The organism is Marinobacter sp. BSs20148 (assembly GCF_000283275.1).
Lineage (GTDB): Bacteria > Pseudomonadota > Gammaproteobacteria > Pseudomonadales > Oleiphilaceae > Marinobacter > Marinobacter psychrophilus.
Genome location: NC_018268.1, coordinates 3,370,091 through 3,383,294, shown reverse-complemented (window position 1 = coordinate 3,383,294; position 13,204 = coordinate 3,370,091). Strand labels below are relative to the sequence as shown.

Sequence of the window (13,204 nt, the reverse complement as noted above, 5' to 3'; positions counted from 1 at the left end):
GAAGGATAACGCAGGATTGGCAAATTTACAGCGTGAGTGTATGACAATGCCGTGGTGTTAGGCCAAAATACCGTCGTATTTCTTTGACGATTGTAATCTTTAATAACGACAAAAAGAGTCTCTAATAATCACAACAAGGAGTTGGCAATGGCGATAAACGTATCAATAGAGCTCAGCCGCGAACTGGAAATTGACGGCAGTTACGATGAGGTGTTTGACCTGCTGGCGGATGTGCCCCGGTCGGTCGGTCACTTTCCGAAAGTGCATAAGTTGACTGACTTGGGCGATAATAGCTACCTCTGGGAAATGGAGAAGGTAGGTGTCGACAAGTACTCGATCCAAACGGCATACGCCTGCCATTATGTGTCTGACCGCGATGCCGGCACCATTCGCTGGGAGCCTGTTGCGGGCCAAGGCAATGGCGTAGTGAGCGGGTCTTGGGTTATAACCGCCAAGGGCGATACGATGTCCACTCTGAAGTTCAAGACCAATGCAAAATTGACGCTGCCACTGCCCAGCCTGCTTAAGCTGGCCATTAGTCCGGTCATCAAGCACGAGTTCAACTCGCTGGTAGACCAGTACATGCGCAATCTGAAGAAAGTGTTTGCATAGCGCAGGGCAATGGTTGCGATGAATCCACCGGCAGGACTCCGGTACGAATAAGCGGTATACTCAAACTAATTATTAATTGGCGTTGATGATGCCGGAAACTTTTAAAATCTATTTTAAACAGTCAGTTACGGAGTTCACATGGCCGAACGCAAGGCTCGGGTAGAACGCAATACCCTTGAAACCCAGATCAGTGTTGAAGTAAATCTTGATGGCACCGGTAAAACCAACTTCCAGACCGGCGTGCCGTTTCTGGACCACATGATGGATCAGATTGCCCGTCACGGCATGGTGGACCTAGATGTCGTGTGTGATGGCGACTTGCATATTGACGATCACCACACCGTAGAAGATGTGGGCATCACCATGGGCCAGGCGTTCGCTAAAGCTGTGGGCGACAAAAAAGGCATCCGCCGCTACGGCCACGCCTACGTACCGCTGGACGAAGCTTTGTCTCGGGTAGTGCTGGACCTGTCCGGTCGCCCCGGCCTGCATATGGATGTTCCTTTCATCCGGGCAACCGTTGGTGGCTTTGACGTTGACCTGTTCGCCGAGTTTTTCCAGGGCTTTGTGAACCATGCGCTGATTACCCTGCATATTGACAACCTGAAGGGCAAAAATACCCACCACCAAATTGAAACGGTGTTTAAAGCATTTGGCCGCGCTTTGCGCATGGCCATTGAACTGGACGACCGCATGGCTGGTATTATGCCTTCCACCAAAGGCACGCTCTGATCCGAGGCGCCCGCAACTGTTTCCAACTGTTGGACTGATGAATTTATGAAAACCGTTGCCATCATTGATTACGGCATGGGCAACCTGCATTCCGTGAGCAAAGCCGTAGAACACGTAGCCCCGGATACCCGGGTGCTGGTGACCGACAACGCCGACCTTATTCGCAGCGCCGACCGGGTGATATTTCCAGGGGTTGGCGCAATTCGCGATTGCATGGCGGAAATTCGTCGGCTGGGCGTGGATGAACTGGTGAAAGAAGTATCCCGTGATCGCCCACTGCTGGGTGTGTGCGTAGGCATGCAGGCGCTGATGTCCGACAGCGAAGAGAACGGCGGAGTTGACTGCATTGACGTATTCCCCGCCCACGTTCGCTTTTTCGGCCATAAGCTGACCGAAAACGGCAAACGACTAAAAGTGCCGCACATGGGCTGGAACCAGGTGCAACAGGTACAAGATCACCCCATGTGGCATAAAATCGCTGATGATGAGCGCTTTTATTTTGTGCACAGTTATTACGCCGAAGCCGAAGGTAACGCCGACATCGCCGGCCGCACCCGTTACGGTGTTGACCTTGCGGCGGCGGTCGCCAAAGGCAATATTTTTGCGGTGCAGTTCCACCCAGAAAAGAGTGCTGATGCAGGCCTGCAGCTGTTGAAGAACTTTGTGAGCTGGAACGGAAGTTAGTTAGGCTGGAAACGCCCAATTCAGTTTGGCTTTGCCCCGTAGCCTCCTTCACGGCGTGTTCATGAACGAGAGTTCGGGGCAAAGACCGCAACACCGAACTACGGCACAACAACGACGTCATTACTGAAAATCAGGACAAAAAAACGCTATGCTGATTATCCCCGCTATCGATCTGAAAGACGGTAAATGTGTACGCTTGCGCCAGGGCCGGATGGACGATTCCACTGTGTTCGGCGGCGATCCGGTTGATATGGCAACCCGCTGGGTAGAGGCTGGCGCGCGGCGCCTTCACCTAGTGGATTTGAACGGTGCGTTTGCCGGTGAGCCGGTTAACGGTGAAATTGTGAAGGCTATCGCGCGCAAGTATCCTGATTTACCGATTCAGATTGGGGGTGGTATACGCTCCGCAGAGATTATTGAAAGCTACCTGCAGGCCGGTGTGCAGTGGGTGATTATTGGCACCAAAGCGGTGAAAGAACCCGAATTTGTGACCGAAATGTGCAAACGTTTCCGCGGCCATATTATTGTGGGCCTGGACGCCAAAGACGGCCGCGTGGCCACCGATGGCTGGGCCGAAGTATCTGAGGTTATGGCAACCGATCTGGCCCAGCGTTTTGCGAACGACGGCGTAGACTCTATTGTGTACACCGACATTGCCCGCGACGGCATGATGCAGGGCGTGAACGTAGAAACCACCGCAGCGCTGGCCAAGGCTTGCGGTATACCGGTGATCGCTTCTGGCGGCGTGACCAATATGGACGACTTAAAACGCCTGGGCGCTGTTGCGAATCAGGGTATCCTGGGCGCTATCACCGGCCGTGCGATTTATGAAGGCACTCTGGATGTAGCCGAAGCGCAGGCTTATTGTGACAGCCTGAACGCCTGAACGCCTGAACGCCTGAACGCCTGAACGCCTGAACGCCTGACCTTCTGATTCATCACCTTCAAGACTTTGACTGTACGGAGCATTCCCATGGCACTGGCCAAGCGCATTATTCCCTGTCTGGATGTAGACAAGGGCCGGGTAGTGAAAGGCGTGAATTTTGTCGATATCCGCGACGCTGGCGACCCGGTGGAAGTGGCCCGCCGTTACAACGAGCAGGGTGCCGATGAAATTACCTTTCTGGATATTACCGCCAGCCACGAAAGCCGTGACACCACCTATGAAACGGTAGAGCGAATGGCCTCAGAAGTGTTTATTCCCTTGACCGTCGGCGGTGGTGTGCGCACGGTGGAAGACATTCGCAAACTGCTGAATGCCGGTGCCGATAAGGTGGCCATCAATACCGCGGCGGTGTTTGATCCTGAATTTGTAAGAACCGCGGCCGAGCGTTTTGGCAGTCAGTGCATTGTGGTGGCGATTGATGCTAAGCGGGTGAGTGCCGAGGGCGAAGAGCCCAAGTGGGAGATTTTCACCCACGGTGGCCGCAAGCCAACAGGTTTGGATGCGGTGGAATGGGCGCAGAGAATGGTAGCGCTGGGTGCGGGCGAATTGCTCCTAACCAGTATGGACCGCGACGGCACCAAAATCGGCTTTGATCTGGGCCTTACCCGCGCCATCAGTGATGCGGTAACGGTACCGGTGATTGCGTCTGGTGGGGTCGGCGAGTTACAGCATCTGGCCGATGGCGTAACCATTGGTGGCGCAGATGCGGTTCTGGCGGCGTCGATATTCCACTTCGGAGAGCACACCATTCCAGAGGCAAAAGCATTTATGAAAGCTCAGGGGATTGAAGTGCGGGATTAGCCTGCCAAGCAATTACAATTGGGCAGCGCTGTTGTTCGATTCCGGTTTTCTCGCGTAAGCAGGCACTATGGCCTGCTTTTTTTCGTTTGCAAACATGGTTCTGTTGTCATTGCGAATGGCCCAAATGCCGCTGACAGTTGCTATTGCAATGCCTTGCTCATCCAGCAGGGGTAGGTGCTTTTCCAGATAATCTACGGTGATCTTGTGGGGGTGGCCGATGGCGATGGCCGTGCCCTGTTGCCGCGCACGTTGAATCAACAGTTTGAATTGCCGGTCAACAAATTCTTCGGTTTGTTCGTGGTCCAGAAACACATCGCGGGTCAAGCTGGGGATGCCGTGGGCACGGGCTACATCACCGGCTATCGAGCTTGCGATGGTGCGGCTATCAACGAAGTACAGCGGGTACTGGTCCAGTTCTGTCATCACCCAGTCCATGGGTTGCAGTCGCTGCGTTAGCAAGCTGCCCATGTGGTTATTGACACCCTGAACGTGAGGCACCGACTGCAAAGACCGCCGCAATGTGCGGGTAAGTTGGGCTTGATTCATGTTTTCAGACAAGCCGCCTGGCCCCAAGCCGAAATGCTGGGTATTGGCCATGGGCGCGTGCAGCATAATTTCCTTATTCAGGCTGTGTGACAGTTTGGCCAGCTCTACGGTATGGCGGCGGTAAGGCAGAAACGACAGGGTGATGGGCTGTTCCAGACGCGCCAAGCGCTTCCCTTCCAGCCGATCGTGGCCCATGTCATCAATGATGATGGCGATAGTGGGTGGTGGCCCGGCCAGCGCTATATTGCTGACCATGCCCAGAAGCATGGTCAGCAATATGCGAATCGGAGTATCCGATCGCCGCGGTGTCACAAAGTGTTTCTTGGGGCGTGCCCCATGGAAAGCGCCCCTTGGCAAGTGCCTCACGCAAAGCAACTTATTGCTGAGTGCTGGACGTGCCGGCGCGGCTGATGATGTTCAGCCCCTTCAGCAGGTTCAGTGCTGAGCGCAGCTGGTAGTCACGATCCAGAACCGCTTCAGCGGATTCCTTGGCGCTATCGCGTACATTCTGGGCTTCGTTTTTACGGTTTTCGACTTCGTTCTTGCCTTCCAGATGACCGCTCAAATCAGCTTCAGTAAACATCGGCGGGCTCTCCAGTTCTTTCAGCTCTGCCGGTTTTACTTCGATATCCGGTTTTATGCCGGTGGCCTGAATGGAGCGGCCGTCTGGGGTGTAGTAGCGGGCTGTGGTCATTTTTATGGCGTGGGTTTCATCCAGCGGAATTACGGTTTGCACGCTGCCTTTGCCAAATGACTGGGTGCCCATTACCACGGCGCGGTGATGGTCCTGCAAGGCGCCAGCGACGATTTCGGATGCAGACGCGGAACCGCCGTTAATCAGAACTACCATGGGCGTGTCTGCCAATATGTCGCCTTCTGTGGCGCTGAAGCGCATACGTGAGCTCTGAATGCGGCCTTCGGTATAGACCACCAAGCCTTCGTTGAGCACAGCGTCAACAGTGTCTACTGCGGCCTGTAGTACGCCGCCCGGGTTGTTGCGTACGTCCAGAACGACACCTTTAAGCGCACCACCGGCGTCTTTTTTCAGGGCCGTCAGGGCGTCGCGGAACTGGCTGCCGGTTTCGGCCTGGAATTGGGTGATGCGGACATAGCCGTAACCGTCATCCAGCATACGGGATTTCACGCTGGTGACCTTGATGATGGCACGCTCTACCGGAATGACCAGCGGCCCTGTTTCGCCGTCGCGGATAATCGTCAGTTGCAGAATGCTGCCGGGTTCGCCGCGCATCAGCTCTACCGCGTCTTGCAACGACATGCCTTTTACCGGTTGCTCACCCAGTTTTATGATGACGTCGCCAGACCGCACGCCGGCCTTTTGCGCAGGGGTATCATCTATGGGGGTAATAACCTTAACAAAGCCGTTTTCCATGCCCACTTCGATGCCCAAACCACCGAAGGCACCGCTGGTGCTTTCTTCCAGATCTTCGTAATCTTTTGGAGCCAGGTAAGTGGAATGCGGGTCGAGCTCTGACAGCATGCCTTTTATGGCGCTTTCAAGCAGCTGGCTGTCTGTCACTTCCTCCACGTAAGCGTCTTTGATGCGACTGAACACAGCGGTAAATTTACGCAGGTCGTCCAGCGGCAGCAGCTCGCGCTCGGCAGGCATGTCGATGCTCCCGTGAGCATCGGCTATTGTGCTGATCGGCGTCTGCTGCGCGAAAGCCCAACCGGAAGCGGCAAAACAGGAGGCCATGACGAGGGCCTGAATCGGTAAAGCATGACGGGTGCGTTGGGCAAGTTTCATTCACTTATCCTGTATTTATTCCGCTGGTTGGCAGGTTTTCGCTAATCCGCCACAGTATGGCGGGAGCGCTGGCGTTTGTCAGCTCTTGCCGGGTTGCCCGGCCAGCCAGCGTGACGGATTATCGGGTTTGCCGTTGTGGCGTATTTCAAAATACAGCGCGGTTTTGTCGGTGCCGCCGGTCTGGCCTGCCTGAGCAATGGCCTCGCCGGCATCCACCCAGTCTCCGGTTGTGGTGTAAAGACTGCTGGCATGGCCGTATAGGGTCATATAACCATCGCCGTGGTCAATAATGGTTAGCAGTCCAAAGCCACGCAGCCAATTGGCGAATACAACACGGCCGTAATGAATAGCCCGCACTTCGGCGTTTGTGTCGGTGTGCATTAGCAAGCCGTTGCGGCGTAGTTTGCCGTCGGCATAGGTTTCGCCAAAGCTGCTGACGACCGTTCCAGCAGCGGGCCAGGGCATTCTTTCGCGCAGTGTCGCAAATGGCTGGTTAGGATTTGGCGCAGGTATGCTGGTGATGGCCTGTTGCACTTCCTTCAGCAAGGCCTCCAGGCGCTTTTGATCGGCAGCCAGTCCGTCGCGCTCACTGCGACGCTGGTCGATGTCTGCGTTCAGGCTTGCCAGAGTCTGTTCGCGCTGCTTGCGGGTTTGCGTTAGTTCTTGCTGGCGTTGCTCTACATCGGCCTCGGTGGTGGCCAGTCTGGCGCGAGTATTCTGCATTTGCGTGCGGGTTTGGTTCAGCTCTGCCAGGCTGTCCTGAAAAGCCTGTACTTGGCCGACTGTGTGATTGCCCAGGTATTCGTAATAGGTGAGGGTGCGGGCAATATTGTTGGGGTCGGTTTCGTTGAACAGCACTTTCAGGGCGCTGGCGTCGCCTTCCATCCAGGCCTGGCGCAGCAGCTTCTTGAGCTGTTCGCGCTGGTCGTTGAGGACGACGGTCAACTGCCGTTGCCGGGTTTCCAATTCTGTCAGCTGTGTTTTCTGGCTGGCGGCTTGCTGCTTTAGGTTGCGGGCTTCTCGGGTCAGGTCGCTGATGCTGCGCTCCAGACCGGTCAGCTGTTGTTGCAGTTGCGAACGGTCTTTTTCCGCTTTGGTTAGCCACTGATTAATGGCGCCAATCTGCTTTTTCAGCTTTTCAATCTGAGCCGGAGTTACCTGTTGAGAAGTTGCCTGCTTTGCAGCCGCTGTTTGCGCGGCTACCGGGGCTGCGCCGGCAAAGGCAAGCACCAGTAACAAGGGTAGCACCAGTAGCGCGCGTAACATGGCAACCTGTCCGTTAACAGTCAACCGATCTCAGCCAGGCTGTGGCCTGTCATTTCGGTGGGTTGAGCCACGCCCATCAGCGTTAGCAGCGTAGGCGCCACATCGCTCAGGGCGCCACCGTCGTTCAACGTTATCTGTTTTGGGCCGGTGTATACCAGAGGCACAGGGCCAATGGTGTGGGCGGTGTGTACCTGGCCGGATACCGGGTCTTGCATCTGCTCGCAGTTGCCGTGGTCAGCGGTTATCAGGCCTTCGCCATCCACTTCTGCAAGCGCTTCTACAACACGCTTTACGCAGGCGTCCAGGCATTCGGCCGCTTTGATGGCAGCGTCCAGCTTGCCCGTGTGGCCCACCATGTCGCCGTTGGCATAGTTGCAGATGATCAAGTCGTATTTGCCGCTTTTAATGGCTTCAACCAGTTTGTCTGTCACCTCCGGGGCGCTCATCTCCGGCTTCATGTCATAGGTCGCAACGTCTGGGGACGGCACCAGAATACGGTCTTCTCCGGTAAATGGCTCTTCGCGGCCGCCGTTGAAAAAGAAGGTAACGTGGGCGTATTTTTCGGTTTCTGAAATCCTCAGCTGGGTTTTGCCCGCGTTGGCCAGATATTCGCCCAGGCCATTCACCAGCTGCGCCGACGGATAGGCGCAGCTCGCTTTAATATCGGCGGCGTATTCCGTCAGCATTACAAAGTCGGCCAACTGGGGCACTTTTTTGCGTTTGAAACTGTCAAAATTGGCGTCAACAAAGGTGCGCGTCAGTTCGCGGGCGCGGTCTGCGCGGAAGTTCATAAACAACACGGCGTCGCCATCGTTAATAGTGGCGGAGGTATCACCTTCGGCCTGAATGCGGGTTGGTTTTACAAATTCATCATTTTCATCGCGTTCGTAAGCCTGCTCCAGAGCGGTTGCCGCGCTTTCGCAAGCGTATTCAGCTTGACCCAGTGTCATGACGTTGTAAGCAGATTCTACGCGGTCCCAGCGGTTGTCGCGGTCCATGGCAAAGTAGCGCCCGGTAACGCTTGCAATGCGGGCAACGCCAAGTGCGGCAAGGCTGACCGCGGCCTTTTCCAGCGACGCTTTGGCGCTGCGCGGGGGCATGTCGCGGCCATCTAGGATGGCGTGCAGGTAAACGGCTTTAGCGCCGCGTGCTGCAGCCAATTCTGCGGCGGCAAGAATGTGGCTTTCATGGCTGTGAACGCCGCCTGGCGACAGCAGGCCAATCAGGTGAACGGCTTTACCCTGGCTTACAGCGGCATCTATAGCTTTGCACAGGGCCGGGTTTTTCTGGAAACCACCGTCTTTCAGGTCTTTGTCGATGCGGGTCAGATTCTGGTACACAACGCGACCGGCGCCAAGATTCATGTGACCTACTTCGGAATTGCCCATTTGTCCGCTGGGCAAGCCTACAAACATTCCGGAGGTGTTAATCAGCGTTTTCGGGTTGTTTTGCCACAAACTATCCCAGAACGGTGTATTGGCGTTGCTGATAGCGTTGTCTTCGGCCGGGTCGCGGTGGCCCCAGCCGTCAAGAATAATGAGTGCTGTTGGCGTGCGAATCGCTGTCATGACGTGCTCCGGTTAATGGCAGTATGTTGTTGTCGATATGAGTGGGATTCAAGATTCTAACCGCTTTCATTTGCCCATGCCACGCCGGTTACCTTCTGCGCAGGGCTGCGGGTGTGTATAATCTTGCCAAATTATTTTGCAGGGTGTTTTCATGGATCGCTTGTTTGAATTTGTTGTTAACCATTACATTCTGGTGTCGGTATTCGTTGCCTTACTTCTGGCGCTGCTGGCCCTGGAAACCCGCCGCGGTGGTGCCAAAATTTCCGCCCAGGGCGCTGTAAGCCTCATTAACCGGGACGAAGCGGTGGTGGTGGATATCCGTGATCGCAAAGAATTTAACGAAGGGCGCATCACGGGCTCGATGAATATTCCATTGAGCGCTTTGAAAAGCCGCAGCAGTGAGCTGTCCAAGCACAAAGAAAAGCAGCTGATTGTAGTCGACAAGATGGGGCAGCATTCTGCTACGGCGGTCAAACAGCTTAATACTGACGGTTTTGCCAATGTGGTCCGCCTGAGCGGCGGAATTGCTGACTGGAGAGCCAGCAATTTGCCGCTGGTAAAGAAATAACGAAGGGTCGTGTTGCCGCCTAGCGCCGCATAACGTCGCTTAATCCACGGGGCAATCAAGCCCAGATTGATAATAGAGGACTGAACATGGCTGAGAATTCGCAAGCTGCAGCAGGCAATGAAAACAAGAATCAACCACAGTTCGCCATGCAGCGCATTTATGTAAAAGATCTTTCTTTCGAATCCCCCAATGCCCCGACGGTGTTTCAGGATCAGTGGAAGCCGCAGGTCAATCTTGATCTGAACACAGGGCATAGCAAAGTCAGCGATAATCAGTACGAAGTTGTGCTGTCACTCACGGTAACGGCAAAAATTGAAGAGAAAGTGGCCTACATTGTTGAAATCCAACAGGCCGGCGTTTTTCTGGTAAACGGCGTGGAACCTCAGCAATTGGACCACATGTTGGGTGCCTACTGCCCGACTATCCTGTTCCCTTACGCCCGCGAAGCCATTGATAATTTGGTAGGCCGTGGTAGCTTTCCGGCACTGATGCTGGCGCCGGTTAACTTCGACGCGATTTATGCCCAGGCACTTCAGCGCAAGCAAGAAGAAGTGACGGCTGCAGAAACCACCAGTGAAGCCAAAACTCACTGACTTTCTGAACGAGCAAAAAACCCAGCTTGAGAGCCGGGTTTTTTATTCAGAGCCGCAAAATGCCAATTGCCGCCAAGCTTCGTAAACCACCAGAGCCGCAGTATTCGACAGATTCAGGCTGCGGCTGTGAGCGCACATGGGCACTCTAAGGCAGTGGCCATCGGCTAGGGCATCGCGAACCGGTGCGGGCAAGCCGCGGGTTTCCGGGCCGAACATCAGATAGTCACCTTCATGGTAACTGACCTCATGATAGTAGTGACTGCCTTTCGTAGTCAGCCCAAACAGCCGTTGCGGCTGCTCGGATTGTAAAAACGCCGGGTAGCTTTTGTGTACTTTTACACTGGCGTATTCGCTGTAATCCAGCCCGGCCCGCCGCATCTGTTTGTCTTCCAGAGTAAACCCCAGTGGTTCAATCAGGTGCAGCTTACAACCGGTGTTGGCGCAGAGCCGGATAATGTTCCCGGTGTTTGGTGGAATTTCCGGCTCGTACAGCACGATATTCAGCATATTAAATTAGCGTTCCGTTTAACATCTTGAGCTAGCGCTCCGTCTAACATGTTGAGCTAGCGTTCCATTTAGCATGTTGAGCTAGCGCTCAACCGCCAACGCCACACCCATGCCGCCGCCGATGCACAGTGTCGCCAAGCCTTTTTTGGCATCTTGACGCACCATTTCGTGCAGCAGGCTGACCAGAATACGACAGCCGGAAGCGCCGATCGGGTGGCCCATCGCAATAGCGCCACCGTTTACGTTAACTTTGGCTAGGTCCCAACCCATATCGCGGTTGACCGAAATAGCCTGGGCCGCGAAGGCTTCGTTGGCTTCAACCAGGTCGAGATCGCTAACGTCCCAACCCGCCAGTTTCAGGCAGCGTTTGCTGGCAGGAATCGGGCCTGTGCCCATAACACTGGGGTCTACGCCAGCACTGGACTGGGCTTTGATGGTGGCGAGTACGGTCAAGCCCAGTTCTTTGGCTTTTTCAGCGCTGCATACCATAACGGCGGCTGCGCCATCGTTGAGAGTCGAGGAGTTAGCGGCCGTAACTGTACCGTCCTTTTTAAACGCAGGGCGCAACTTAGACAGGCCTTCGGCTGTAGTGCCATCGCGTGGGCCTTCGTCTTTGGCGACAACAATAGGGTCGCCTTTACGCTGGGGAATCGAAACCGGCACGATTTCGTTGTCAAAGCGACCGGCTTTTTGCGCTGCTACGGCTTTTTGCTGCGACGCAGCTGCGAATTGATCTTGCTCTTCACGGCTGATGCCGTATTTTTCAACGATATTTTCGGTGGTTATGCCCATGTGATAGTCGTTGAAAGCGTCCCACAGACCGTCATTAACCATGGTGTCTACCAGTGCCCAATTGCCCATACGCTGACCATTACGGCTGTTGGGGAGAACGTGGGGCGCCTGGCTCATGCTTTCTTGGCCACCGGCAATGACGATTTCTGCGTCGCCGTTGCGGATAGACTGCACCGCCATGTGCACGGCTTTCAGGCCGGAACCGCAAACCTTATTGATGGTCATAGCCGGCACAGTCACCGGCAGCCCGGCGTTAATAGAGGCCTGGCGCGCCGGATTCTGGCCGCAGCCCGCGGTGAGTACCTGGCCCATAACAACTTCGCTGACCTGATCACCGGCAATGCCGGTTTCTTCCATCAGCGCTTTAATGACAGCCGTTCCAAGCTGGTCAGCGCGCAGGGTTGATAACCCCCCACCAAAACCGCCAACCGCCGTCCGCTTGGCGGCCACAATGACAACATCACGCATGAGCATTCTCCATTTTTAGCATGCGGGCGACAGGTTTGCCGCGCCTGAGTCAAACTATCCGTAGTGTAGCCGTTTGACTGGCGAGCACCAACTGCTGACTGCGTGACGGGTTCAGCGCTTGTTTATTACGCCGTGGACGGCCTCCAGCCGGCCCTGGTTCATAGCCTGGCCTAGTTCTGGCCCCCGATAACCCTGGGCCAGTAAAGTTTTGGCTTGTACCCCCGCAGCCGCCTGCAACGATTCTGCCAGCTGTTGCAGCCTGATCTGTTGTAAAGGCAGGTCGAGGTCGTTTTGAAGGGGCAAGGTGACGCGCAACAATTGCAGCGCTTCTTGCAGGCGTTCTGGCCGGCGCCAGGCGTCTGCCGCGTTAAGGGTTTCCAGCAGCTGCTCGGCCAGTTCGTTTTGGCTATGGGTGGAGTTCATGCAGGATGAACAGCGCAGGGTGCAGGCCAGGGTGGCAAGCTCCTGGCAGACTTTTGGCGCCTTTAATAAAGTCGCCCGATTGTTGGCTTGTGCGCTGGAAAGCGGCAGTAACAACGCTGAAATTCGCTGCGCTGTGTTGGCGCCGGGTAAATTCTGATGCAATTGCTGCAGGGCGTTAAGGGCCTGCTGGCGTTCTGGCTGCGCTGCAAATTCTGGCAAGAGTTCAATCAGGGCGCCACAACGGTGTAGCACCTCAAAAAACGTCACTGGAGAAGCCTCGTGTAAGGCGCGCTGAAGCTCTTGCCATACCCGTTCAGGTACCAGGTGGCCCACTTCGCCGGCGTCAGTCATGGTCTGCATCAATTGCAAGGTGTGGGGGTGAATAGTAAAACCCTGAGGCGCGAAGCGGGCGGCAAAACGTGCGGTGCGCAGAACGCGCAGAGGATCTTCAGCGAAGGCTTCGGAAACGTGACGCAATAGGCGGTCTCGAAGATCCTGCTGGCCGCCGAAAGGATCGATAATCTCACCGCCTTTGGCCTGCGCCATGGCATTAACTGTCAGATCGCGGCGCTTCAGGTCTTCTTCAAGGGTTACGTCGGGTGCGCTATGCACCGTGAACCCGTGGTAGCCACGGCCTTGCTTTCGCTCGGTGCGGGCCAGCGCATACTCTTCGTGGGTATGCGGATGCAGGAACACCGGGAAATCAGCGCCCACCTGGCGAAAACCTTGTGCCAGCATGGCTTCGGGTGTGGCGCCCACCACCACCCAGTCGCGGTCTTTCACTGGCAGGCCCAGCAGTTGATCGCGCACTGCGCCGCCAACCAGGTAGATGTTCATAAAGGTGCCCATAATAACGAGAAGTTGTGGCGCAGATTAGGTCAGAAGCCGCTGCTACACAAGCTGTTGCCGGTTATGCTGGCGCGGCGATTTTTT

14 protein-coding genes are annotated in these 13,204 nt (G+C 55.4%); 7 read left to right on the top strand and 7 right to left on the bottom strand.

Annotation, left to right across the window (positions count from 1 at the left end; all coding sequences use genetic code 11):
* The first annotated feature begins 147 nt into the window (after positions 1–147).
* From MRBBS_RS15470 to hisF, 5 genes are all read left to right on the top strand, one after another.
* Complete coding sequence (locus MRBBS_RS15470) at positions 148–612, top strand: SRPBCC family protein (protein ID WP_014872509.1); 465 nt, start codon at positions 148–150, stop codon at positions 610–612.
* A gap of 138 nt (positions 613–750) precedes the next feature.
* A complete protein-coding gene (gene hisB, locus MRBBS_RS15465; RefSeq protein WP_014872508.1) occupies positions 751–1,344 on the top strand; it encodes an imidazoleglycerol-phosphate dehydratase HisB in 594 nt (197 codons plus the stop codon).
* Positions 1,345–1,389: 45 nt separating this feature from the next.
* Positions 1,390–2,028, top strand: a complete 639-nt coding sequence (hisH, locus tag MRBBS_RS15460) for an imidazole glycerol phosphate synthase subunit HisH (RefSeq protein WP_014872507.1) — start codon at positions 1,390–1,392, stop codon at positions 2,026–2,028.
* Positions 2,029–2,176: 148 nt separating this feature from the next.
* The gene (gene hisA / locus MRBBS_RS15455; RefSeq protein WP_014872506.1) at positions 2,177–2,914 is read left to right on the top strand and encodes a 1-(5-phosphoribosyl)-5-[(5-phosphoribosylamino)methylideneamino]imidazole-4-carboxamide isomerase; all 738 of its coding nucleotides are present in this window, start codon (positions 2,177–2,179) and stop codon (positions 2,912–2,914) included.
* A gap of 87 nt (positions 2,915–3,001) precedes the next feature.
* Positions 3,002–3,775 carry an imidazole glycerol phosphate synthase subunit HisF gene (hisF, locus tag MRBBS_RS15450; protein WP_014872505.1) on the top strand — a complete coding sequence of 258 codons (774 nt, stop codon included), beginning with the start codon at positions 3,002–3,004 and terminating at the stop codon, positions 3,773–3,775.
* Between the two features lie 12 nt (positions 3,776–3,787).
* On the opposite strand, the gene MRBBS_RS15445 is transcribed toward hisF, so the two are convergent.
* The 4 genes from MRBBS_RS15445 to gpmI all read right to left on the bottom strand — a co-directional run bounded on the left by MRBBS_RS15445 (position 3,788) and on the right by gpmI (position 8,920).
* Positions 3,788–4,633, bottom strand: a complete 846-nt coding sequence (locus MRBBS_RS15445) for a divergent polysaccharide deacetylase family protein (RefSeq protein ID WP_014872504.1) — start codon at positions 4,631–4,633, stop codon at positions 3,788–3,790.
* Positions 4,634–4,697: 64 nt separating this feature from the next.
* Positions 4,698–6,086 carry a S41 family peptidase gene (locus tag MRBBS_RS15440; RefSeq protein WP_014872503.1) on the bottom strand — a complete coding sequence of 463 codons (1,389 nt, stop codon included), beginning with the start codon at positions 6,084–6,086 and terminating at the stop codon, positions 4,698–4,700.
* Positions 6,087–6,164: 78 nt separating this feature from the next.
* The gene (locus MRBBS_RS15435) at positions 6,165–7,352 is read right to left on the bottom strand and encodes a murein hydrolase activator EnvC family protein (protein ID WP_014872502.1); all 1,188 of its coding nucleotides are present in this window, start codon (positions 7,350–7,352) and stop codon (positions 6,165–6,167) included.
* Between the two features lie 20 nt (positions 7,353–7,372).
* Positions 7,373–8,920 carry a 2,3-bisphosphoglycerate-independent phosphoglycerate mutase gene (gene gpmI, locus MRBBS_RS15430; RefSeq protein WP_014872501.1) on the bottom strand — a complete coding sequence of 516 codons (1,548 nt, stop codon included), beginning with the start codon at positions 8,918–8,920 and terminating at the stop codon, positions 7,373–7,375.
* A gap of 151 nt (positions 8,921–9,071) precedes the next feature.
* Between gpmI and MRBBS_RS15425 the strand changes: the two genes are divergently transcribed.
* Complete coding sequence (locus MRBBS_RS15425) at positions 9,072–9,488, top strand: rhodanese-like domain-containing protein (protein ID WP_014872500.1); 417 nt, start codon at positions 9,072–9,074, stop codon at positions 9,486–9,488.
* Positions 9,489–9,574: 86 nt separating this feature from the next.
* Positions 9,575–10,081: a protein-export chaperone SecB gene (secB, locus tag MRBBS_RS15420; protein WP_014872499.1), complete on the top strand. Its 507-nt coding sequence runs from the start codon at positions 9,575–9,577 to the stop codon at positions 10,079–10,081.
* A 42-nt stretch (positions 10,082–10,123) separates the two neighbouring features.
* Here secB and trmL read toward each other — a convergent pair whose 3' ends face one another.
* The 3 genes from trmL to MRBBS_RS15405 form a co-directional block, all read right to left on the bottom strand.
* Positions 10,124–10,588 carry a tRNA (uridine(34)/cytosine(34)/5-carboxymethylaminomethyluridine(34)-2'-O)-methyltransferase TrmL gene (trmL, locus tag MRBBS_RS15415; protein ID WP_014872498.1) on the bottom strand — a complete coding sequence of 155 codons (465 nt, stop codon included), beginning with the start codon at positions 10,586–10,588 and terminating at the stop codon, positions 10,124–10,126.
* 81 nt (positions 10,589–10,669) lie between these two features.
* On the bottom strand, positions 10,670–11,848 hold the full coding sequence (locus tag MRBBS_RS15410) for an acetyl-CoA C-acetyltransferase (RefSeq protein ID WP_014872497.1): 1,179 nt from the start codon (positions 11,846–11,848) through the stop codon (positions 10,670–10,672).
* A 111-nt stretch (positions 11,849–11,959) separates the two neighbouring features.
* Positions 11,960–13,108: a tRNA nucleotidyltransferase gene (locus MRBBS_RS15405; RefSeq protein ID WP_041635667.1), complete on the bottom strand. Its 1,149-nt coding sequence runs from the start codon at positions 13,106–13,108 to the stop codon at positions 11,960–11,962.
* Positions 13,109–13,204: the final 96 nt, after the last annotated feature.